General features: G+C 42.0%; 14 protein-coding genes, 2 pseudogenes and 1 riboswitch. Of the genes and pseudogenes, 15 read left to right on the top strand and 1 reads right to left on the bottom strand.

Translation table 11 applies throughout. The annotated features are described in order from the left end of the window. The first annotated feature begins 480 nt into the window (after positions 1-480). The 12 genes and pseudogenes from M3610_RS28090 to M3610_RS28535 all read left to right on the top strand — a co-directional run bounded on the left by M3610_RS28090 (position 481) and on the right by M3610_RS28535 (position 11483). A complete protein-coding gene (locus tag M3610_RS28090; RefSeq protein ID WP_285851460.1) occupies positions 481-612 on the top strand; it encodes a hypothetical protein in 132 nt (43 codons plus the stop codon). Between the two features lie 328 nt (positions 613-940). Then, a complete protein-coding gene (locus M3610_RS23070; protein WP_251462958.1) occupies positions 941-1531 on the top strand; it encodes a molybdopterin-dependent oxidoreductase in 591 nt (196 codons plus the stop codon). 331 nt (positions 1532-1862) lie between these two features. Then, on the top strand, positions 1863-4487 hold the full coding sequence (gene ppsA, locus M3610_RS23065) for a phosphoenolpyruvate synthase (RefSeq protein WP_251462946.1): 2625 nt from the start codon (positions 1863-1865) through the stop codon (positions 4485-4487). Positions 4488-4649: 162 nt separating this feature from the next. Beyond that, positions 4650-6356 (top strand): hydroxysqualene dehydroxylase, encoded by a 1707-nt coding sequence (locus M3610_RS23060; RefSeq protein ID WP_251462944.1) that lies wholly within the window; start codon positions 4650-4652, stop codon positions 6354-6356. 167 nt (positions 6357-6523) lie between these two features. Further along, positions 6524-6682 (top strand): annotated as a pseudogene (locus tag M3610_RS23055) (transcriptional regulator); the annotation flags it as partial. A gap of 166 nt (positions 6683-6848) precedes the next feature. Beyond that, positions 6849-7001, top strand: coding sequence for a hypothetical protein (locus M3610_RS23050; RefSeq protein WP_251462942.1), 153 nt, complete (start codon positions 6849-6851; stop codon positions 6999-7001). 203 nt (positions 7002-7204) lie between these two features. Continuing rightward, positions 7205-7314: riboswitch (TPP riboswitch) on the top strand. 145 nt (positions 7315-7459) lie between these two features. Beyond that, positions 7460-8455 (top strand): ABC transporter substrate-binding protein, encoded by a 996-nt coding sequence (locus M3610_RS23045; protein ID WP_251462940.1) that lies wholly within the window; start codon positions 7460-7462, stop codon positions 8453-8455. Between the two features lie 13 nt (positions 8456-8468). Further along, on the top strand, positions 8469-8762 hold the full coding sequence (locus tag M3610_RS23040; protein WP_251462938.1) for an MTH1187 family thiamine-binding protein: 294 nt from the start codon (positions 8469-8471) through the stop codon (positions 8760-8762). Further along, positions 8759-9526, top strand: coding sequence for an ABC transporter permease (locus M3610_RS23035; protein ID WP_251462937.1), 768 nt, complete (start codon positions 8759-8761; stop codon positions 9524-9526). Before M3610_RS23040 ends, M3610_RS23035 begins: the two co-directional genes overlap by 4 nt. Continuing rightward, positions 9523-10263: an ABC transporter ATP-binding protein gene (locus M3610_RS23030; RefSeq protein WP_251462935.1), complete on the top strand. Its 741-nt coding sequence runs from the start codon at positions 9523-9525 to the stop codon at positions 10261-10263. Before M3610_RS23035 ends, M3610_RS23030 begins: the two co-directional genes overlap by 4 nt. Then, positions 10260-11027 (top strand): TatD family hydrolase, encoded by a 768-nt coding sequence (locus M3610_RS23025; protein WP_251462933.1) that lies wholly within the window; start codon positions 10260-10262, stop codon positions 11025-11027. The genes M3610_RS23030 and M3610_RS23025 overlap by 4 nt, the downstream gene beginning before the upstream one ends. Before the next feature lie 195 nt (positions 11028-11222). After that, the gene (locus M3610_RS28535; protein WP_396953670.1) at positions 11223-11483 is read left to right on the top strand and encodes a peptidoglycan recognition protein family protein; all 261 of its coding nucleotides are present in this window, start codon (positions 11223-11225) and stop codon (positions 11481-11483) included. A gap of 158 nt (positions 11484-11641) precedes the next feature. On the opposite strand, the pseudogene M3610_RS23020 reads toward M3610_RS28535, so the two are convergent. Beyond that, positions 11642-12259 (bottom strand): annotated as a pseudogene (locus tag M3610_RS23020) (NUDIX hydrolase). Positions 12260-12586: 327 nt separating this feature from the next. Between M3610_RS23020 and M3610_RS23015 the strand changes: the two are divergent. From M3610_RS23015 to M3610_RS23005, 3 genes are all read left to right on the top strand, one after another. After that, on the top strand, positions 12587-20929 hold the full coding sequence (locus M3610_RS23015) for a glycoside hydrolase family 94 protein (protein WP_251462931.1): 8343 nt from the start codon (positions 12587-12589) through the stop codon (positions 20927-20929). Positions 20930-21209: 280 nt separating this feature from the next. Continuing rightward, positions 21210-22226, top strand: a complete 1017-nt coding sequence (locus tag M3610_RS23010; protein ID WP_251462929.1) for an SDR family oxidoreductase — start codon at positions 21210-21212, stop codon at positions 22224-22226. Positions 22227-23077: 851 nt separating this feature from the next. Beyond that, entirely contained in the window at positions 23078-23890 is an 813-nt protein-coding gene (locus tag M3610_RS23005; RefSeq protein WP_251462927.1) for a formate/nitrite transporter family protein, read from the top strand. Positions 23891-23930: the final 40 nt, after the last annotated feature.

Genomic DNA, 23930 nt, shown 5'->3' with positions numbered 1-23930 from the left:
CGCCCTTGTTAAAGGAACCTCAAACCATTGGTGTGTTTGTCAAGAGCGATTGCGGGTACCTCCACTACAAAAAAGAGAGAAGAAAAAAACTTCAGGTCACTTTTTCATAGAAGTTTTGACACTACCAATAAAGTGGCAAAACCAGGTAAATTATACCATTTTACTCATACTATTAATAGGGTATTTTTCCTGATTTTACAAAAAATACTACTGGAAAATAAATACCATCCAAAATTCAAGAACAAGAGACTTGTAAGATAGAAAGAAAGCCGCCAAGAAATGGCGGCTTTCTGCTTATTGTTGGACTTGCTTTTGATGCTCCATGACCTTATAGTGTGAAGGATAGAGGAGACATCTCCATCGGTGAATTAAAAGAAGAAATGCTGTAATCGGCTGCAGCAATCAAATTTAGTTACTCTATTTCAAGACTCTGAAGATAAAAGACGAACTCGGGTAAAAATAACACAAGAAGGTATCCGTGTGTATGAGCAATTAAAATCGTTACGAAATGAATTTAATGCCCAGACGTATGATATTTACAATGATCAAGAAATTGGGGTATTAAGCGATTTGCTAGGACGGTTTGTTGAGCATTTGAAAGAGGAGGAATGATCTCAAATTACGGCTGGAAAACCTATTAGGCTCTGTTATTATTCTTTGCTCTGTAGGAATGAGAATGTATAGGCGGAGAATTTCCGTCTAATGTATTTTGAGGAAGCTTAAGAAGCAGATATAACCGGAGATATTCCGATTAACAGCTCTACATAAGACACTATCCAAAGATTTGGAAGGTATAAACGGAAAAACTTCCTTTATTTTTTAGGAAATAGAGGTATTTCCCAATTTAAACGGAATTTTTCCGTTTATTTTTCAAACACAGTGAAATCCAAATTCAGTGATAACCAAGCCAATTTTTAAAAGTGAAAAGGGATGGTGTATGATGGACAAACAGCTTCCACCTGGACAATTCGAAACCGAAAAATGGCCAATATTGCATCAAGGGGATGTTCCCGAGTTTAATGAAACCACATGGAATTTCAGACTCTTTGGTGAGGTAAAAGAAGAAAAGTTTTTATCTTATAAAGAAATCATGGATCTTCCGAAGACCATTTCAACCGTTAACATGCATTGTGTTACCACCTGGTCTAAGTTTGATACCACCTTTGAAGGCATTGCCCTTAGAGAGTTATTAAATTTCGTTGAAATAAATGAAGAGGTAAAATACATTAAAATTTACGGTTATTACAATGGAGACAACTTCGGTTATTCTGCTAACCTGCCGCTCGAGCCTTTATTGGGGGACGATTCTTTGTTTGTCTACCGTTGGAAGGATAACGCACATGATTGGCAGGATATCGATCCAAAACATGGTTATCCACTAAGATTTATTCCACCAGAAGTATTTTATCTCTGGAAAGGTTCCAAATGGGTTTCAGGGATAGAATTTATGAAAGATGACGAGGCCGGTTTTTGGGAGGAGTTAGGCTATTCGATGACAGCCAATCCATTTAAAGAAGAACGATACCGTTAAAGTTAATGCATATACAATGCCTGTCCCTGCTATTTAGGACAGGCATTTCTTATGCTTTATAATAAACTCAAAATTTCATTTCCCGCATAGAGGAGGAATTAATCATAAATCAATCCTATAAAATTGTCCGATGTGGCGGTACCCAATAAAGGGTATCGTTTTTGTTTGAAAAGTAATCACTTAGTCACTTCGTATGGCGACGTATATTTAACATTGGCAATCTGGGTTATTTTAAGGAGCCATAATCGTTAAATAATTCGAATGCAAGGGGCACATTCGCGATACCCTCAATAAAATAAAAAAAGCCATCATTTTTGGGGGAGGGTGTGCCATGAATGCCTACGTGCTAGGTTTTCGAGAAATTGATCATAAGCAGCTTATGGCAGTTGGGGGCAAAGGGAAAAACCTTGGAGAACTGTCAAGAATTGAGGGAATTCGGGTGCCAGTAGGCTTTTGCATTACTACAGAAGCCTACAAAAAAATGATCAGCGATAACAGTCAATTTGACTGCTTCCTCAATCAACTCGATCAGCTAAGAGCCGATGACAGGGAAGAAATCAGTGTCATTAGTGGAAAGATCCGCAGCCTTATCGAGAAAGCGGAAATACCCCTGGAGATAGAAACAGAGATCATTCAGTACCTGTCAGAGTTTGGCGAGGAGTGGGCCTACGCAATTCGTTCCAGTGCCACTGCGGAGGATTTGCCTCATGCGTCCTTCGCAGGGCAGCAAGATACGTTTTTAAATATCAAAGGAAAAGAAGAAATCCTTCGGCATATCCGTAAGTGCTGGGCCTCCCTGTTTACAGATAGGGCGGTGATCTACCGCATTATGAATGGATTCGACCATCGAAAGGTTTACTTGTCAGTCGTGATCCAAAGGATGATTTTCCCGCAAGCTTCAGGGATCTTGTTTACAGCCGATCCTGTTTCATCCAACCGCAAGGTGCTATCGATCGATGCTAGCTTTGGACTTGGGGAAGCCCTTGTCTCTGGTTTAGTGAATGCCGATAACTATAAGGTTCGAGAGGGAACCATTTTTGAAAAAACTGTCTCTGCCAAGAAACTAGCCATACATGCATTAAAAGAGGGCGGTATAGAGGAAAAAGAGATCGAGTGGGACCAACAGAATCGGCAAACCCTTACAGATTCGCAGATTTTACAGCTGGAGCAAGTAGGAAGAAAGATTGAGGCGTATTTTTCCTGCCCGCAGGACATTGAATGGTGCCTTTCTGAAGAGGCGTTATATATTGTCCAAAGCCGCCCCATCACAACCTTATTTCCGATTCCGGAAGATACCGATGGGCAGAACAGGGTTTACTTGTCGTTTGGCCATCAACAAATGATGACAGATGCTATTAGACCATTGGGTATGTCCTTTTTAATGGATCTATTCGATGAATTTCCGCTTCGTAAAGCGGGTGGAAGACTGTTTCTTGACCTAACTTACGACCTGGCCTCTCCCATTGGCCGGAAGATCCTGCCCTCTGTGATGGGCAAGAACGACCCTCTCTCAAAGAATGCGATGTTAAGCTTAATGAACAGAAAGGATTTCAAGAATTCATTGCCACGGGGAAAGAGAGTATTCAAACTTGGCACTAAGGGACTTTCCTGGACACTTCCCTTACACATAATCAACATCTACCGAAAAAACGACCCCGCACTCCCTCAGAATCTCATCACTCTAAACGAAGCATCCATAATGGAACTGCAGGAACGGATTACAACCTTTTCGAGAGAAGAACTGTTTACTTTCATTAGGAAAGACCTTAAGAAATTAAAAGAACTCTTTTATGATCCTCGAGGATTAGGTGTCATTATGGTGGGGGTATTAGCATGGGACTGGATCAATAAAAAAATGGAAAGATGGTTGGGGGAAAGGAACGCAGCCGACACACTTTCCCAATCGGTGGCAAACAACGTTACATCTGAAATGGGTTTTGCACTCATGGATGTGTCGGACATCGTTCGGCTATATCCGGACACGATGGAAGTTTTACAACATACCCGCGATGACAATTTTTTCGAGGAACTAGCCGAACTGGAAGGCGGGCAGGCAATTATTAACGCTTTGAGAGGGTACCTTGAAAAATACGGAATGCGCTGTTCTGGAGAGATCGATCTAACAAGGACCCGTTGGAGAGAACAGCCCACCGCACTCATCCCCATGATTCTTAGCAATATAAAGAATTTTCCTCCTCATTCGAGCAGAGTTAAATTTGAGCAAGGCAAGTGGAAGGCAGAGCAGAAAGCGCAGGATCTTCTGAAACGCTTGGAGCAACTGCCCGGCGGCAAACGAAAGGCAAAAAAGACAGAAAAGATGATCAGTGTTCTTCGAAATTATATTGGCTATCGGGAATATCCCAAGTACGCTTACATTAGACGTTTCGACATCTACAAGCAGGCGCTGTTGAGGGAGGCCGCTCTACTTGTTCAAAAAGGGGTTATCCAAGAAAAAGAAGACATCTACTATTTATCTTTTGAGGAGCTTTATGAAACCGTTCGAACCAAGCATTTGGATTACAAGATGATTAATAAGAGAAAAGGGGATTATCAAGTTTTTGAGAAGTTGGCACCACCAAGGGTGATGACGTCTGAGGGCGAGGTCCTAACAGGTGCATACAACACCGATGATATCCCTCAAGGCGCCTTAGCGGGAACCCCCGTATCATCCGGCATCATCGAGGGCCGCGCACGTGTCATTTTAAAAATGGAGGAAACTCAAATAGAGGATGGGGATATTCTCGTAACTACATTCACGGATCCCAGCTGGACTCCGCTGTTTGTAGCTGTTAAAGGCTTGGTGACAGAAGTAGGCGGACTAATGACACATGGTTCTGTCATTGCCCGCGAATATGGTCTTCCGGCCGTCGTAGGAGTTGAAAACGTCACGGGGATCATAAAGGACGGACAGAGAATCCGGGTGAACGGGACGGAAGGTTATATAGAAATACTATGATTTTATATTTCATAAAAAATAGAAAAATACGTAATGAGCTTTAAATGATCTCTGCTGACATGGCCAATGTCCGGTTACCAAGGTTACAGAATGTCCAATCAACTCCAACTCCTTTTGCATATATTGGATTACTCTAATCCACTATGCAAGGAAGGTGAGCTCATGAAGAAAGTGGCCATCTTGGGAGGAGGGGTGGCTAGCCTTAGTGCGGCACATGAACTGGTAGAAAGAGGGTTTGACGTAACGGTATACGAAAGCAAAACCATTCCGGGTGGAAAAGCACGCTCGATTCCTGTTCCCCATTCCGGGACGAGCGGCAGAAAAAATCTACCGGGAGAACACGGATTCCGTTGCTTTCCCGGATTTTATCGCCATATCATTGATACGATGAAACGAATCCCTTTTGACCAAAAGCAAAGCGTTTATGATCAATTAGTAACAGCTCGGGAAATGGGACTTGCCCGCTTTGATCATGAACTAGTCGCCATCTCCACTTCCATTCCGAAATCGATGACCGGTATCAAAAAGAACTTGAAAGCATTGTTTGATTCGGATTGGGGACTTACAGAGGAAGAAGTGGTGTTCTTTACGGAGCGGCTTTGGCAGGTGATGACGAGCTGCAGGGAACGAATCATGGATGAATATGAAAGGATTAGCTGGTGGGATTATCTAGATGGAGATAACCAATCGAAGAACTTCCATGAAGTGTTTGCTTCCCTTTCCCGCTCATTGGTTGCCGCGAAATCTACAGAAGCAAGCGCCAAGACCTTCGGTACGGTTCTTTCCCAACTCCTTATCGGTATCCTTACGCCGACTAATGATTCGGACCGAGTCCTGAACGGCCCAACCAATGAGGTGTGGATCGATCCATGGATCAGCTATTTAAAACAAAAAGGAGTTCGTTATTTTACCAATGCAACCGTGTGCGGCTTTCAACTCAATGAAGGCAAAATCACGGGTGTCCATATCAATAGGGCAGGAAAGGACGAGTATGTCAATGCAGACTTTTACTTAAGTACTCTCCCGGTGGAAGCCATGGCCCCACTAGTTTCCTCTGATATGCTTAGAGCGGACCCGGCGCTGATAGGATTGAAGAAGCTTGCCAAAGATGTTGATTGGATGAACGGGCTCCAGTTCTTTATGAAACGGGATGTGCCCATTGTAAACGGCCATCTGATCATTATGGATTCTCCGTGGGCGATTACGGCCATTTCACAAAAGCAATTTTGGGACAGGAAGGATTTTCGAGCATATGGGGATGGTCAGGTTAGGGGCATTATTTCGGTTGATATTTCGGAATGGAACCAACCAGGTATGCTTTTAGGAAAAAAGGCAATCGAATGCACGAAAGAAGAAATTAAAGAGGAAGTATGGGCACAGCTGAAACAAGCCTTAAATCACGAAGAAGTACTGCTCCGGGATGAGGATGTTCACTCTTGGTTTTTGGATCCGGGCATTCAATTCGACGATTCCGGCAAAATGATCAATAGTGAGCCTTTGCTTATAAACAAAGTTTTTGCGTGGAGCTTAAGACCCTATGCTTTTACAAAGATCCCCAATCTCTTCCTGGCTTCCGATTATGTGCGTACAAATACGGATCTGGCGTCGATGGAAGCGGCAAATGAGGCGGCCCGCCGAGCGGTCAACAGTATACTTGATGCGGCAGATTCAAAGAAAAGGAAATGCAAGATTTGGGACATGTATAAATTTGACCTATTAACTCCCTGGCACATTCACGATTGGATTCGCTATAGGAAAGGGCTCCCCTGGAATGGCGGCTCCTCCTTCTGCTCAAGGGTTGTCTACTTCCTCCTCAATGCAGGTAAATATGCTTGGGGAAAAGTCCAACAGTCTAGATGGTTTTTGTAGCCTAACCTGAACGCAACGAATTCAACCATATTACTAAAGGAAGTACATGGAACGTGAACGTGTGCTTCTTTTTGTATTGTAGACCATTTTAAAATTCTACTTTTTTTCCAGAAGATGATGAGACCTTCTTCTAGAGTCATTTAAGAATTTGTTTCATAACCTTCTCAATCCTCAGGGAAAAGTCAGACTTTTGGAGGGCAGTCAAACAAGATAGAAGGCATGACACTTTAAAAGCCATAGCTATAAATGACTACATTTTTGCCGTGAATGAAGCGGTGAATAACAAGATGATGCATTATACTGGCGTCATGACAGAGGAGTCAATATTCTTATTAAAAAAAGCCAGACAAGATCGCTCTTCTGAGGTGACCAAATTTAAACTTAGATTCACACATACATACAACAAGAACGAGTTGCAATGGGAGATGTAAGGACGCTCCCGTTGCCATCGTCTATCCGTCCGGGACTTGGTATAAAAATGTAACCCCTGAAGTGGGAAACACAATTGTAAAGCGTCATCTGGCGGAAGGTCTTTGCCTTCAGGAGCATGCGATATCCAAGAAACTTCGTCCAATGTCGGAGGAGTTTGTTTCCATTGAGGATGTGACTTCTGAAGAAACAGGGACAGAGGAGCAAATAGGATAAGGTTCAATAGAAAAAGATGTTCCATTGGAATGGGGCATCTTTTTTGTATTAGTTGAAAGGATTGGATACAGGCCATTGCCAATTTGAAGTAGGTTCATACGTATACGGGAAAGGGAAGGCAGCTGTAAAGAAGCATAAATACATTAAATAAGTTGGCATTGACTGCCTTGACTGATATAATAGTAAAATAATAACTGAAAAACGATGAAATGTGGGGGAACCGGTGTTGCCGGTTGAGATTTAGTCCGTAAGACGATTACCCTTGGAACCTGATCTGGTTGATACCGGCGGAGGGAACATATTCTTAAACAATTAATTGTTTGCTGATATGCACTCAGGTTCTTTGCCTGAGTGCTTTATTTTATTTAAGCAAGTTTTTGCCCTCTAACTAACACTGAGGTTTCGCTCTATTTCATTTGTTTCACTTTAGATTTTATTTTACATATGGGGGATACAACATGAAGAAATGGCTAGTACTACTCCTTTCAGTCCTTCTAGTGACTGGATGCAGCAGCAAAAAAGAAACAGAAAACACAAAAGAAAAAAAACAGCCGCTTAAAAAGGTCTCAATTGTACTGGATTGGACTCCAAATACCAATCATACTGGATTATATGTAGCAAAAGAAAAAGGATTCTTTAAAAAAGAGGGCTTGGATGTGGATATTATCATGCCGGGCGAGTCCGGTGCTGATCAACTAGTAGCTTCTGGCAAGGCGCAATTTGGTGTTGGCTACCAAGAAGCAATTACCCAGGCACGTATACAAGGGGTGCCGCTCGTATCGATCGCTGCAGTGATTCAGCACAATACATCTGGATTCGCTTCACCTGTTGGCAAAAAGATTCAATCTCCGAAGGATTTTGAAGGAAAAACATACGGCGGATGGGGTTCGCCAGTCGAAAAATCTGTCATCACTTCTCTCATGAAAAAGGAAAACGCCGATGACAATAAGGTGAAAATCGTGAACATGGGGGATACGGACTTTTTTACGGCTGTGAAACGAGACATCGATTTTGCTTGGATTTACTATGGATGGACTGGTGTAGAAGCGGAGCTTCGAAATGAAAAGATTAATATGGTTTACTTAACAGATTACTCTGACAAACTGGACTACTATACACCTGTTTTAGAAACCAACGAAAAAATGATCGAACAAAACCCTGAAACGGTTAAGGCATTCGTAAAAGCCGCTGCCGAGGGCTATGAATTTGCGATTAAAAACCCTGATCAAGCTGCAGATATCCTGATTAAAGCCGCACCGGATTTAGATCCAAAGCTTGTAAAGAAGAGTCAAGAATGGTTGTCTCCGAAATATCGGGATGATGCAAAGGAATGGGGAATTCAAAAGCAAGAGGTTTGGGAAAATTATGCTCAATGGATGTATGAGAATAAGCTTCTTGACAAGAAATTAGATGCGAAAAAAGCATTTACAAATGAGTTTTTACCAAAACAATAGGGGGTAGAAAAACATGGCGAATACATTAATCAGCATTCAAATCATCCCGAAAACAACGAATGGCGAGGACGTTATTCCATACGTTGATGAAGCGATTAAAGTCATTGCTGAATCTGGTGTGAAATATGAGGTACACCCGTTAGAAACAACCATGGAAGGCGAACTCCACGAATTATTTTCGGTGATTTCAAAAATGAATGAACGAATGATTGAAATGGGAAGCAAAAATGTCATTTCTCAAGTGAAAATCCTTTATCAGCCAACAGGGATTACCATGGATAACTTAACGGAGAAATATCGATCATGAGAAAGAATCTTGTAAAAGGGTGGAGACCGATTTTGGTTCTCCTCCTTTTGTTTGTCATTTGGGAGATTGTCGTGAAAATAGCAGAAGTGCCGGAATGGCTTCTTCCGCCGCCATCCAAGATTTTCACAGAGGCCATTGCCGGTTGGCATGATTTTTATCCAGATGTGTTTTCAACGGTTAAAATTTCATTATTTGGATTTGTAGTTGGAGCATTCATTGGACTGGCAGTCGCCATTTTATTTCATCTGGTACCTGTTTTAAGAGATTCTTTCTATCCATTATTGATTTTATCGCAAAATGTTCCCATTATCGTTCTTGCTCCACTGCTGGTGATTTGGTTTGGTTTTGGGTTATTGCCCAAAATGATTGTCATCACCCTTGTTTGTTTCTTTCCCATTACAGTGGCCGCCTTGGATGGATTTAGCCAAACCCCTTCAGAGTTGAAGCATTATATGAGGATGGCAGGTGCATCCAAAACACAGCTTTTTTGGAAATTGGAGCTGCCGTCATCTATGCCCTCGATTTTTTCAGGCTTTAAGGTTTCTGCCACGTATAGTGTAATGGGTGCCGTTATTTCTGAATGGCTTGGTGCTAAGCAGGGGATCGGTGTCTTTATGACATTCGCATCGTCGTCTTTTCGAACGGACCGGGTGTTCGTTGCCATTTTTACCATCATGTTCTTAAGCCTCTTCTTTTTCTTTTTCATCTTTTTTATGGAACGAAGAGTGGTTCGATGGCAGCCGAAAGGGGATGAGAAAAAATGAGCTATCTTCATTTTCAAAACGTTTCGAAACGTTTCGGGCAAAAGGAAGTACTAAAAGACCTTGATTTTTCCATTCATAAAGATGAATTTGTTTCGATTATTGGCCCTTCAGGCAGTGGGAAAAGCACCATTTTCAATTTAATAGGAGGAATTCTTTCACCAGATGAAGGGGAGATCCTATTAGAAGGCAAGTCCATTAATGGCAAGCGTGGTTTAATTAGCTACATGCCTCAAACTTCTTCTCTTTTCCCGTGGAGGACGATCCTTGAAAATGTCCTTCTTGGCCAAGAACTTCAGGGTAAAAAAGACGTAGAAGCAGCACGAGAAATGCTGTCGATTGCAGGACTCTCCGATTATGAAAACGCATATCCTAACATGCTATCTGGAGGAATGAAGCAGCGAGCTGCTTTTATCCGTGCCTTATTGAGCCCACAAGAGGTGATCTGTCTTGATGAACCTTTTTCCGCTTTAGATGAGCTAACCCGGTTGGAAATGCAGAAATGGTTATTGGAAATGTGGGAATCACACCGAAGGACCATTTTATTTATTACTCACAATATTGAGGAAGCACTGCTTCTATCCGATCGAGTGATGATGCTGTCTGGTAAGCAAGCTAAGGTTGTTTCAAACATAGAGGTTCCATTTGAAAGGCCGCGGCACGAAGATATTCTGCTAGATGAAAGCTTTATTCAAATGAAAAGGGATGTTTATTACCAATTAGTAGGTGAAGTCAAATGAACATGATTGACGCTCATATCCATTTGGATCGCTATCAGGATGAGGAAATTAAACGGATCGTATTGGATTCTGCCCATATCGAAGCCTTGATTTCCGTATCCTTTCATTTGGATTCCAGTAAAAGAAACCTTTTGCTTTCACAAAAATATCCAATGGTAAAACCTGCATTTGGCTACCATCCAGAACAAGCATTGCCTTCTGAAGACGAGCTGAACGTGCTGCTAAATTGGATGGACGAACACCGTGATGAGATGATTGCTGTAGGTGAGGTGGGGCTGCCATACTACTTAAGGCAAGAGCAGGGGATTTCGATTGCTCCTTATCTTGAAGTATTAGAAGTGTTTATAAGTAATGCGAAAATATGGGACAAACCGATTGTTCTTCATGCTGTTTACGATGATGCGCCTCTCGTTTGTGACCTTCTCGAAAAATATTCTGTTTCCAAAGCGCATTTTCATTGGTTTAAAGGGGATCAGAAAACAATAGACCGAATGATACGAAACGGCTATCATATTTCTATTACCCCGGATGTGGTGTATGAACAAGAAATCCAGCAGCTTGTCAGCGTCTATCCTCTCGAGCATATGATGGTTGAAACCGATGGTCCTTGGCCATTTGAAGGTCCATTTGCGGGGAAAGTGACCCATCCGAATATGATCGAGGAATCCATAAGGAAAATCGCTCTGCTCAAAAAGCTTTCCGCTGAGGAAGTTTCAGATGTCTTACATCAAAACACAAAAGGGTTTTACCACATAACCACTTGAAGCTGCCGATCAAACATTGGCAGCTTTCTTTATTTGGAAATAATGAACAGAAAACCAAGTGATTCATAAAGATCTGTGATACATAGAAATGTGTTTTAGTTATAAAGAAAATAGTAGATTAATAAAATCCTATTAAGGTGAAGCTGCTTGCTATAAAACAAGGAGAAATAAAAATTTTATAAAAATGAAAAATCAATAGGTATTTGTTTAGCAGGTAATTTTGATATTCATACTCCATCCATAGAGCAGCTAAATTCATTAACTAAACTATGCATTTTCCTATTACATCAATATAATTTATCAACTAGTCACATTCTGGGACATCATGAATTAAAAGGGGTCACAAAAAGTTGTCCAGGTAAAAACTTTAATATGGGCCAATTCAGAGAATCTATTAAGATGCAGTGGCCAAATTATAAAGATAAAGAAGTGAATTTCAAACAAGACACATTATAAAGATCTTGAAAAATAGGAGTATAAATTTTTATGTGTAAAGATCGGGGATTTAAAGAAAATAGAAGTTCAAAACCAAGATGTATTTGGAGGGATTCCTAATATATCTTGGTCTTAAACATTTAGTTAATAAAAAAAGGAAGCACTTTTATAAATTAAACTTAATCAAAATAAACTGCTTCATAGGGATTTTTTAAGTATTTAAAAGCCAGTTCAATTTGTGTTTTTGTATTCCTAGCTGTTGACAGAGGAGGCAGTTCGTTTTCAGCAAAGAACTTTACTTCACTTGTTTCAATTCCTTTAGCTGGCTACCCGCCGATAATTTCACATTGAATAAATATTTTATAAACATGAAAAGCAGAAGGAGGATGCGGGTGGCACTTTTTATCGGTTACAGCTAATACTTTGATCGGTTTCACATTAAATCCCGATTCTTCTTTTACTTCCTTAACAGCGACTTCACTTGGGGCATGTCCAATGTCAGCCCAGCCGCCAGGTAATGCCCAGTTACCATCGGTATTTTCCCGGACCATTAGTATTTTATCATCCTTAAAGACTACAGCTCTAATATCAACCTTAGGAGTTGCATACCCAGTTTCACCTGCAAATAAATCTTTGATTATAGGCCTGTCCATATCTGTGTAATGTGCTAAAATGTCAACGCTTATATTTCTTATTAATTCAAATCTCTCCAAGTCATAAACATCTTTTGAATACGTTAATCCCGCCTGTGCAATGGATTGAAGTTGTTTCGCCCAATCCAGCCATTTAGGTTCCAATATCATCATCACCCTTTAGTTTAATAATATTTACTATAACTATATATATTCATCAAGCAAAAATTTGCTACAACTCCTGTACTACAAGAGTTTAAAAAATATCAGCGAATGGTACTCTCCATTTATTTGGGAAGTAACATTCGCTTTTATTAGAAGGTAAATAGATTGCTTAAATGCTTTAATTTTTCGATAGTGTACTCAAACTTTCCGCCTCAAATGCCTTCTCTTGACATTCCCCATGGAACTTTTTTGCATATTTTCCAGCCGGAATGGGCAATTTTTATCAGTATAGTACTTGGTGAAAAATGCCTTTTTGGGGGGAATAATTTGATTTTTAATAAAGAGCAGTTAAGAGAAGAAGCGCATAAAACAGCATTAACCCACGATCCTTACATAAGTCGAAAGAAATCAACACGCTTTATACGGTCAAATGAGTCCGACTTTGAGAAATTGCGTAACTTTGTTAACGACTTAAGAGATAATCGTTCATCCTGTTCACAGCCAGCCGAAGAATGGTTACTAGATAACGCGGAATTTTTGGAAGAGCAGGTGCTTGTAGTAAACCAAGAGTTGACGAAAAATTTTGTTCACTCTTTACCTCACCTCAAAAAAACGGGGGATTCTAGAGTTTATTCGATTTGTACAAACTATCTTCAATTTAACGACGGGCATTTAGATATGGATTCATATATTTCCTATCTACAGTCTTATCAAGAAGTTTCCGTACTGACAATGGGTGAAGTTTGGGCTGTGCCGCTTATTATGAGGGTGGCTTTGATTCGCCGGTTGGCCGAAATCATGGATACAGTTAAGGAAAGACGCGATGTTTGTGTGTTGGTTGAAAAGTTACTTACCGATATCAAGACCACAGAGATCACCCCTGAAAAACTGAAGCAAGTATTAGAGGAAGCTGGACAAGAAATGCCTCTTTCTGGACCAATGATTGTCCATTTGGTCAAACATCTGCGCGAACGAGCGGATTATTCTGCAACAGTCGGCGAATGGCTTATTTGCAAATTGGAGAATGGACCAGAGAGCCTTGATCACATATTGTCATATGAATATCAGCTCCAAGCAGCCTTCCAAGTAACAACAGGTAACCTAATCACTAGCTTGCGTAAGCTTTCTCGATGGGATTGGAAGGAAACCTTTGAGCAAATTAGCATGGTGGAGCAATCACTAAGGAAAGAGAGGACTGGCCTTTATGCGCAACTTGATTTCTCTAGTCGTGATACTCTTCGAAAGAGGATCGAGAGCCTTTCGAGACGTTTAAATCTGCCGGAAAATCTTGTGGCAGCACAAGCAGTGGAGCTCGCGGATAAATATGGAGAGAAACTATCTAGTGAGGAATCGCAAGAACAGGAAAATAGCGAGGAACGAGCAGATACATATGGAAAGGAACTTAACGAAAAATATAGCAAGGATAAAAATCGTCAATTATTTGTTGCCTATTACTTATTAGATCCCAATGGCATGATGCTATTGAGACAAGCGTTAAAAATGTGTGGTAAACCACGAGCTCTCCCAGAAACAGGGTTAATGCGCCGAGCCACAGGGACCTATTTTAATATGTTAGCAGTATACTTCGCTGTGTTCTTGATTGCCTTTTCACTATGGATAGGTTGGGATGAATTTTTTACACCGCTTCAATGGCTTGCTATTCTAGGAACTCTTTTGTTCCCAGTGACAGAATGGGCGGTTACTTCAGCTCATTGGTTTATTGAACGAGTCAAAAGTCCAGTCCCATTATTGAGATTTGATTTTTCAAAAGGAATTTCCGCTGATGCGAAAACGATGGTCGTGATTCCTGTCATCTGGTCATCGATCACAGAAGTAAAGGAATTGACAGACCGGCTTGAATTGCATTATTTGGCGAATCGGGATTCCAATCTCCACTTCGCGTTACTTGGCGACTTCCAGGATGCGGAGACAGAGTCACTAGAACAGGATGAAGTCATTTTAACAGCGGCTAAGAAAGAAATTGAACGATTGCGAACGACCTATTCCAGCACAAACTTTCATCTCTTTCAGCGAAAGAGGCAATGGAACCCGTCAGAAGGTGTTTGGATGGGATGGGAGAGAAAGCGTGGAAAGCTAGTCGAATTTGTAGAGCTTCTAAAAGGGAGAAAGGATACAAGCTTTGCTTTAATAAAAGCCGAGTTGACTACGCTTCAGGATGTGCGTTATATCATTACGCTCGATTCTGATACGCAGCTTCCACTGGAAAGCGCCCAGCGAATGATTGGTACACTGCATCTACCCTATAATCAACCGATCCTAAATGATACAAAGACAAGAGTAATCGAGGGCTACGGGGTGCTTCAACCAAGGCTCAGTATGAGTCATGAGGCGTCAATGAAATCGCGCTTTGCCCGTCTATTTTCAGCGGATCCAGGGTTTGATCCATATGCGTTTGCTGTTTCTGATCCGTATCAAGATGCAATGGGTCAGGGGATTTTCACTGGAAAAGGAATATTTAATGTAGATGCGTTTTATCAAGTGTTATGTGAACGGATTCCGGATAACCGGGTGTTGAGTCATGATTTACTTGAAGGGAGTTTCCTGCGTGCAGGCCTGCTTTCCGATATTGAATTAATTGATCATTATCCAGCGAAGTTTATCGTCTTTCAAAAGCGGCTGCATCGCTGGGTAAGAGGAGATTGGCAGCTATTACTATGGTTGCTGCCAAGAGTGAAGAACCGAAAAGGTGAACTGCTGCCAGTCGATATGTCTGCACTGACTAAGTGGCAGATCATTGATAATTTACGGCGGAGTCTAATGTCTACGTCACTATTTATTACCACACTATTAGCAGTCACGATCCTTCCGGGATCACCTTTACGCTGGATTGCATTGGTGGCCGCGACATGGTTCTTGCCGGTTATTCGCCAGCTTGTTACCTTTCAGACAAGTTTCATGAATCTGCGTAGTATTTTAAACACGGCGGCTCAAGTCTTGTTAGGGGTTGTTACCTTGCCGTTTCAAATAGTCCTTTTGCTCGATGCTATTGTGAGATCGTTGTATCGTTTATGGTTTTCAAAAAAACGGATGCTCGAGTGGGTCTCAACGGATGAAGTGAATCGGAATAGTGAACGGAAGGGGACTCCTTTGCTCCAATCCATGTTAGGAGGTTATGTTCTTTGTCTTTTGTTCTTGGCGGCAACCTTATTTAATGAAAATACAGTGGTGCAGATCATTGGGCTTACATTAACGGTGATGTGGATATGTGCTCCACTTGTCATAAGGTGGCTCGATCAGCCATCTCCAGAGGAACGTTTGGCATTTTCGGAAGAGGAGCTCGAAGAATTAACGAACCTGGCTCAGCAAATATGGTCTTTTTATGAAGATTTTGTTACCGAAAAAGAGAACTGGCTGCCGCCTGACAATGTGCAAATGGAACCGCCGAACGGGGTAGCGCATCGAACCTCTCCTACCAATATAGGGATGTATCTTACCTGCGCTTTAGCGGCGAGGGATTTTGCGTTTATTGATACCCCTGGATTAATTTTACGGTTGGAGCGGACATTGGAGACACTTGAGCGGATGGAAAAGTGGGAAGGGCATTTATACAATTGGTATGACACGGAAACACTGAACCCGTTGTCACCGAAGTATATATCAACAGTTGACTCTGGAAATTTAGTCGGCTGTCTGATTACGGTAAAGGAAGGCTTAGCTGAGTGGCTAGACTCTTTTGATAAAAAGGAAACACCGATTTACCACTTTCATAACGATGAAAGACTGAAAACGGCTTTTTCCGAAGAAATCGCACCAGATGTCTCGAGACAACGAAGTGGTAAGAAGGCAAATAGTATATGGCGCGATAGGGGTCATGTGTTGCTTAAACGGATTGAAAAATTGATTGAAGAAACCAATTTCCAGCCACTATTTGATCATAGAGCGAATCTTTTTTCCTTAGGATACCATGCTGATCGAAATACACAGGATGAAGTGCTATATGATTTAATGGCGTCTGAGGCAAGAATTGCTAGCTTTGTCGCGATTGCGCTTGGTCAAGTGTCTGTATCCCATTGGCATGTACTTGGAAGAACGATGACAAAAGTGGGGAAACGGCCCGTCCTCTTGTCCTGGTCTGGAACCATGTTTGAATTTTTAATGCCATGGCTGTTAATGAGGACCTATCGAAATACCTTGTGGGAAAAGACGTATGCTGCGGTTGTGGATCGCCAAATTCAATACGCAAACCAGAGAGGAGTGCCATTCGGGATCTCTGAGTCAGGCTATTATGCGTTTGATTATCAAATGAATTACCAATATCGGGCCTTCGGTGTCCCGGGTCTCGGTTTTAAACGGGGACTTGAACAAGATTTAGTGACTGCACCGTACGCAACGATCATGGCTCTGCCATTTGCAAAGGATCAAGCTTTGGAAGCTTTGAAAAAAATAGAGAAGTTAAATGGTCGAGGTAAATATGGCTTTTATGAAGCCATGGATTTTACGCAAGAAAGGCTCCCTAATGGGAAGCAGCATCAGGTGATTCAAAGTTTTATGGCCCATCATCAAGGGATGAGTTTCTTAACCTTAGCGAACCTATTGCTGCCAAGAACAATGGTAGAGAGATTCCATCGGAACAAACAAATCCGTTCGGCAGAATTACTTTTACAAGAACGGATTTCTAAAACACCGAAGTATATTAAGCATCCTGCCTTGGGACGTGTGCACAAGCCTTATTCCAAAACCGCTCAGGATGTTCCAACTGTAAGAGAGTATATTTCACCTGACACAAAGGTTCCTGAAGTCAGCGTTCTCTCAAATGGTTCGTTCACAACAGTGGTAACGAATACCGGCAGTGGTTTTAGCCAGTACAAAGGTTTATTGCTCTCTAGATGGCGCGAGGATCCGGTAATGGATCCATGGGGGAGCTATGTTTATATAAGGGATATCTCCCAAGATAAATTATGGTCGCCGTCGTACCAGCCATGCCGAGTGAATTCTCCGGAACAACACGTAAAATTTGAATTAGATCGTGCTACGTATATGCGGGAGGATGGAGAGGTTAAGACAAGTATGGAGATTTGCGTTTCATCGGAATGGAATGCGGAGCTGCGTAGAATAACATTAACCAATAACGGTGCCGAAGCGAAAGTTTTGGAGGTTACTACTTTTGTTGAGCTTGCTTTGTCCAATCCGATCGCGGATGCTGCCCATACTGCCTTTAGCAAGCTTTTTATCCGGACGGCTTTCGATGCTGGATCAGGCTGCCTTATTGCTGGCCGAAGACCTCGTGAAGCAAAGGACCAGACACTCTGGTCGGCACATTCACTCATGGTGGAGGGTGATACCCTTGGAACGGTAGAATTTGAAACAGACCGCGCAAGCTTTATTGGCCGGGGCTATCGGCTATCCAATCCCCAAGGAATCCGGTCTCGCCTTCGTGGTAAGGTTGGTTCAGTGGCCGATCCAGCCTTTGTGATGAGACGGCGGATCTGCATTGAACCTGGCAAGGAAATTCGATTAGTGGCCGTCACTTCGGTTAGTGAGAGGAAGGAAGATGCAATCGAAATTATTCGTAAGTTTGCTCCTAATCAAGCTGTGGAACGGGCGTTTCAATTATCATGGAACCGAGGACAGATTGAAATTCGTAATCTGCATTTAACGAATCGAGAGGCAACTGATTTTCAAAGGCTGGCAGGTCATATTGTATATACTCCTCCGCTTAAAGAGGGCCGGAGTGAAAATATTTCAATCAATAGAAAAGGTCAGTCTGGACTTTGGAGTTTTGGGGTATCTGGTGATCGACCGATTGTCCTCGTCCGAATTGAAGACCGAAGCCAAATGCCGTTCGTTGTAAAAATGTTAACAGGTCATGAATACATTAGGAGACTTGGTCTCTTATTCGACCTTGTACTCCTTAACGAATCGGAGGAAGGTTATCAACAATTCTTGCAAGAAGCACTTCAGCAGGCGGCAGAACATGGAGTGGACCGATTTGGTGCAGGTTTATCTGGAGTATATGTGATTGCCTCTAATCAATTGGCTGCGGAGGACAAAGCATTGTTAATGGCTGTAGCTCGTGTCGAGTTCCGAGCAGGCGGTGCTAGTATAGAAACGCAAATGCGATTGCCTAAGGTTGAAACAGAAAATGAACCGCTTAGGTCTGAAACGAAGAATGGGTTGCCGGACCAACTGAATCCAGTATCTTCTGCAAGAAATAAGTTCGTTTCTTCAGGTCAAGCCATTCAAGCGGAAACGAAAGATTGGTTATTTTTCAACGGGTGGGGTGGTTTTTCCCCCGATGGAAAAGAGTACCGGCTCATGATTAAAAATGGAAACCACTTACCGGCGCCGTGGATTAATGTCCTGTCCAATCCTCGTTTTGGCTGTCTCATTTCCGAGATGGGAACGGGTTATACCTGGTGGCAGAACAGCCGTGAATGCAAGCTAACGCCATGGTCTAATGATCCCGTCCTTGATCCGCCCACGGAAACAGCCTATTTAAGAGATGAGGAAAGTGGTCAGTTCTGGTCAGTTGCACCATCCGCAGATCATTCAAACGAGCCATATAAAATAACGCATGGCAAAGGATTTACAAAGTTTGATCACGAAAGAAACGGCATTAAACACGAAATGATGGTATATGTACCATTAGAGGATCCGGTGAAAATCATCAAGTTGAAGCTGCAAAACAAGACTACGGAGCAAAGGCAGATTTCTATTACCTATTATGCGGAATGGGTATTAGGGGTTCAGCGACAGATGAATGCACCATTTATTGTGACGGAATGGGATGAGTCTGCGCGGGTCATGATCGCCAAAAACACATATCAAGAAACCTTCCGTGATGCCACCGCATTTTTGGGGATGTATCCACAGATGGGTGCTGATAAGGGCCAAGACCATTTAAACGATCTTACGTGGACCGCGGACCGTAACGAATTTATCGGACGAAATGGAACAATGGAACATCCAGCGGGAATGGATCGTGTGGGATTGTCATGTCGGACAGGCACCCATTACGAATCTTGTGGTGCGATTCAGGCTAAGCTTACGTTAGACCCGGGGAAAGAACAGGTAATTTACATTTTATTAGGATGCGATGATTCTAAAGAGAGCGTCTTACAGTTAACTGAGAAATACAGCCAACCTTCCGCTTGTGATCAAGCGATGGAGGAGATTACTTCTTTTTGGGACCATCATTTAGGCCAAATTCAAGTGTCAACCCCGTCAAAGGAAACCGATTTTATGTTGAACGGGTGGTTATTATATCAGTCTCTTGCCTGTCGAATATGGGCCAGAACGGCCTTTTATCAAGCGGGAGGAGCATTTGGCTTTCGCGATCAATTGCAGGATTCGCTAGCACTCCTGCATACGATGCCAGAAAAAACAAGAGCACAAATCGTGCTCCACGCCTCCCACCAATATTTAGAGGGGGATGTGCAGCACTGGTGGCATGAAGAAACGGAGCGTGGGATCCGGACGACGTTTTCGGATGATTTATTATGGATGCCGTATGTGGTTTCACGTTACATCGAGCATACTGGTGATCGAACGGTTTTGGACGAAGTCGCACCGTTCCTAGTGAGTGAACAGCTTGCTGAGGGTGAACACGAACGCTATGAACCGACCGTACGTTCTTCTGAAACGGGATCTGTATATGAGCATTGCGTGCGAGCGATCGATCGGGCATTGAGCCGGATTGGTGAGCATGGTTTGCCATTAATCGGTGTAGGAGATTGGAATGATGGCATGAATCAGGTTGGTGTGAAAGGGCGAGGCGAAAGCGTATGGCTCGGTTGGTTTATTTGTGACGTGCTGAACCGATTTGCCGAGATTTGCGAATTACGTGGGGATTCTGAACGGGTGGAGTCATTCCAGACAATGCGGCAACAGTTAACAGACTCTCTCAACAATGAGGGCTGGGATGGTCAATGGTACAGACGTGCATTTACCGATGCAGGACAATGGCTCGGCTCCATTCAAAATGAGGAGTGCCGGATCGACGCCATAGCTCAATCATGGTCCGTAATCTCAGGTGCGGCACCAATGGATCGTGCGGTTCAGGCTATGAACTCGTTTGACAGGGAACTCGTCGAGCAGGACCTTGCAATTGTTCGGCTATTGACTCCAGCTTTCGATCAGACTGAACCAAGCCCTGGATATATACAAGGTTATCCACCAGGAATCAGGGAGAATGGTGCCCAATATACACATGGAGTAATTTGGGGCATCATCGCTTGGTGTCAGCTTGGTAATGGTGATAAGGCAATGGAGATGTTTACAATGCTTAATCCGATGACGCATACTCGTACTGACCAAGAAGTAAGAAGATATACAGGTGAACCCTACGCAATTGCCGCTGATGTGTATACGGCAGAACCGAATCAGGGTCATTCAGGATGGACATGGTATACGGGTGCATCAGGGTGGTTTTATCAGGCCGGTATCGAGTGGATCCTAGGGATTCGACGCCGAGAAACTCGTCTTTATATTGATCCGCGTATTCCAAGTGAGTGGCCGGGATTCTCTGCTACGTACCGATTTGGGAAGACTCCTTACCACATTAACGTTAAGAATGGGTCTGGTGGCAGTGGAAGCGAGTTGACTGTTGACGGCGTGCAAATTCCGATTCTTGAACAGGAAAAAGCTGCAGGACCATTTGTGGAATTACGAGATGACGGACTCGACCATCATGTGGAATTGAGAATTTAGGAAAAATAAAAACATGGGTAAGCTCCTTTTACTTAATTAAAATAGGGTCTAGGATTATGGAACCGACCAAATAAAGTGAGACATTGAAAAAGAACCACTAATCAAAATATCTAATTGATAGGGATAGGGAACACAACCTGCACTCCGGGGGTCAGTGTTCCCGTTTTTTTAATATTTTTAGTTATAATAACTACAAAAGGAATTTCGAAATCAATATAGAATAATTATTTGTTAACGTTTTAATAGAATGGCTTGCTTGAAAATTAGCGGAGGTGGAAAAATGAAAGCTTTATTTATCGGTGGGACGGGAACGATTAGTTCTGCCATAACGAAGCAATTGGTAACAATGGGATGTGAGCTTTATCTTCTTAATAGGGGGAGTCGGAAGAATCGCTTGCCAGAAGGGGTAAACTTACTTAAAGCCGATATTAATGATGAAGACCAAGTTTCCAGACTGATTGAAGATTTAGAATTTGATGTTGTTGCTGATTTCATTGCGTTTGAACCTGCACAACTTGAAAGAGATTATCGATTATTTAACGGGAAAACGAAACAATTTATCTTTATTAGTTCCGCTTCTGCCTACCAAACTCCTTTGTCCGACTATCGAATTACAGAAGGAACGCCATTATCAAATCCATATTGGCAATATTCGAGAAATAAGATTGCCTGTGAAGAGTATTTGCTGAAGCTTTATCGAGAGGAAAGCTTTCCGATTACGATTGTAAGACCAAGTCACACCTATGACGAACGTTCGATTCCTCTTGGAGTACAAGGAAGCAAAGGTGCCTGGCAGGTAGCCAAACGAATGCTTGAGAATAAACCGGTTATTATTCATGGGGATGGAACATCACTGTGGACGATGACACACAATCGTGATTTTGCTAAGGGCTTTATTGGCTTAATGGGCAATATCCATGCAATCGGTGAGTCTGTTCATATTACTTCCGATGAAAGTCTAACCTGGAATCAAATTTACCAGGCCATCGCGGATGCACTCGGAGTTAAACTGAATGCGATCCATGTGTCATCTGAATTTTTGGATGCATGCAGTAAAGAGGATTACAGGGGGGGATTATTGGGGGATAAGGCCAATTCCGTCGTTTTCGATAATACTAAACTTAAAAGGCTGGTTCCCGATTTTGTTGCTACGACCCGATTTGACCAAGGGATTAAGCAAACGGTCGAATACATATTAGCCCATCCTGAACTACAAATACTGGATGAGGAATTTGACAATTGGTGTGATAGGGTTGTTGACGCATTAAATACGGCATTAAAGATGATTAATGAATAGATCCTATAAAAGGATGTTCTTTCAAAAAGAAGATAACTTTGGAACGGGTGACAGAAAAAGTGCAGTTGTTCAAGCTCCTAATTTATTGAAAATAATGGTTCAATCGGAGCTTAAATTATTGGAGAGATAAACCATAAACTTTGGCAGATACTAATTTTCGTCACCACTAAAAACAAAAATTTAGGAATCCTGATTTTTTTCATAAGAAAACAGACGGATAAGTTGCTCTGTTATTATTTAATGTTGATTTTCGTTTACGTGTGAGAATTCATAGGCGGAGAAATTCCGGTTAATGTAAATAGAAGAAGCTTAAGAAGTGGAAATAAGGGAAGATATTCCCTTTAACTGCTCTAAAATAAGACAAAATCCAACGATTTGGATCATATAAGGGGAAAAGCTTCCTTTATATATAGGGAAATATGGATATTTCCCAATTTAAGTGGAATTTTTACCTTTATTTTCCCATCATCACAAAATCCACATTCAGTTATAACAAGAGTTAAAAATTTTAAACCAATAGTTGAAAAAAATTCGTAAAATGTTCACAAATCAATGAATTCATGTTACTATAAGAAAGGTTTATAGAAGATGGAATGTTCATTGATGTAAGTTAATAATAATTGACTGTATATCCTGTTCTTCCATTGTTTCTGTAGCGGGATGGATTGCTAGTATAATAAATGCTTAGTTATCAGCCCACTGTAAAACGGTCCATGTATGGCATGGAAACCGATTTATGGTGGGCTTTTTTGCGTTTTTATTTATACGTAAAAACAGTGTGCAAAGAGATCGGCTATTGTCCCATTGTACGAACAAAAAGCTTTTACATTCAATTAACTGGAGGAAAAAATATGGCGTTTCATAGTTCGCAGCGGATTGCGGAATTAGCAGTGGATGCTGGCGCGAAAAAGGCATCCATGCGTGCTGAACATGCACTATTATTAGGATTCTTAGGTGGAGCTTTTATTGCACTTGGATTTTTATTAGATATTCGTGTCATTGCTGATCTACCGAAAGAATGGGGGACCTTCAGCTCTCTATTGGGAGGAGCGGTTTTCCCAGTCGGCCTCATGTTAATCATTATTGCAGGCGGCGAATTGTTAACAGGGAATATGATGGCTCTTCCGATTGCTGTTCTAGCCAAGCGTGCGACACTAGCCCAACTAGGTAGGAATTGGCTGCTAGTATTAATTAGTAACTTTATTGGAGCGATTTTCGTTGCCTATTTCTTTGGTCACATAGTAGGTTTAACGGAAGCTGGTCCATTTCTTACCAAAACTGTTGCGATTGCCCAAGCAAAAATAGATGAAACATTTATTAAAACCCTAATTTCTGCGATTGGTTGTAACTGGCTCGTTTGTTTAGGCGTTTGGCTTGCCTATGGTGCAGACGATATCGGTGGAAAAATATTAGCTATTTGGTTCCCGATTATGGGATTTGTAGCGATTGGTTTTCAGCACGTAGTGGCGAACATGTTTGTCATCCCGGCAGCGATCTTCGCGGGGCACTTCACATGGGCAGATTATATAGGAAACTTTATTCCGGTAGTTATCGGCAATGCAATTGGTGGCGGTGTTTTTGTAGCCTTGATCTATTGGACGGTTCACAAGGATTCTCTTCAATCATCATCTAAAGCAATATCTAGTATTAAAAAAGCAAGTTAATAACTAATAATTTTAGTAGTTTAATAGATTTTTCTGTTTT

Source organism: Neobacillus sp. MER 74 (genome assembly GCF_023714155.1).
This window is presented reverse-complemented; position numbering and strand designations above follow the sequence as displayed.

What these genes read in the sequence shown, in the direction of transcription:
- M3610_RS23070 (WP_251462958.1), top strand. Translation starts at nt 941, where the DNA reads ATGGACAAACAGCTTCCACCTGGACAATTCGAAACCGAAAAATGGCCA.
- ppsA (WP_251462946.1), top strand. Translation starts at nt 1,863, where the DNA reads ATGAATGCCTACGTGCTAGGTTTTCGAGAAATTGATCATAAGCAGCTT.
- M3610_RS23060 (WP_251462944.1), top strand. Translation starts at nt 4,650, where the DNA reads ATGAAGAAAGTGGCCATCTTGGGAGGAGGGGTGGCTAGCCTTAGTGCG.
- M3610_RS23045 (WP_251462940.1), top strand. Translation starts at nt 7,460, where the DNA reads ATGAAGAAATGGCTAGTACTACTCCTTTCAGTCCTTCTAGTGACTGGA.
- M3610_RS23040 (WP_251462938.1), top strand. Translation starts at nt 8,469, where the DNA reads ATGGCGAATACATTAATCAGCATTCAAATCATCCCGAAAACAACGAAT.
- M3610_RS23035 (WP_251462937.1), top strand. Translation starts at nt 8,759, where the DNA reads ATGAGAAAGAATCTTGTAAAAGGGTGGAGACCGATTTTGGTTCTCCTC.
- M3610_RS23030 (WP_251462935.1), top strand. Translation starts at nt 9,523, where the DNA reads ATGAGCTATCTTCATTTTCAAAACGTTTCGAAACGTTTCGGGCAAAAG.
- M3610_RS23025 (WP_251462933.1), top strand. Translation starts at nt 10,260, where the DNA reads ATGAACATGATTGACGCTCATATCCATTTGGATCGCTATCAGGATGAG.
- M3610_RS23010 (WP_251462929.1), top strand. Translation starts at nt 21,210, where the DNA reads ATGAAAGCTTTATTTATCGGTGGGACGGGAACGATTAGTTCTGCCATA.
- M3610_RS23005 (WP_251462927.1), top strand. Translation starts at nt 23,078, where the DNA reads ATGGCGTTTCATAGTTCGCAGCGGATTGCGGAATTAGCAGTGGATGCT.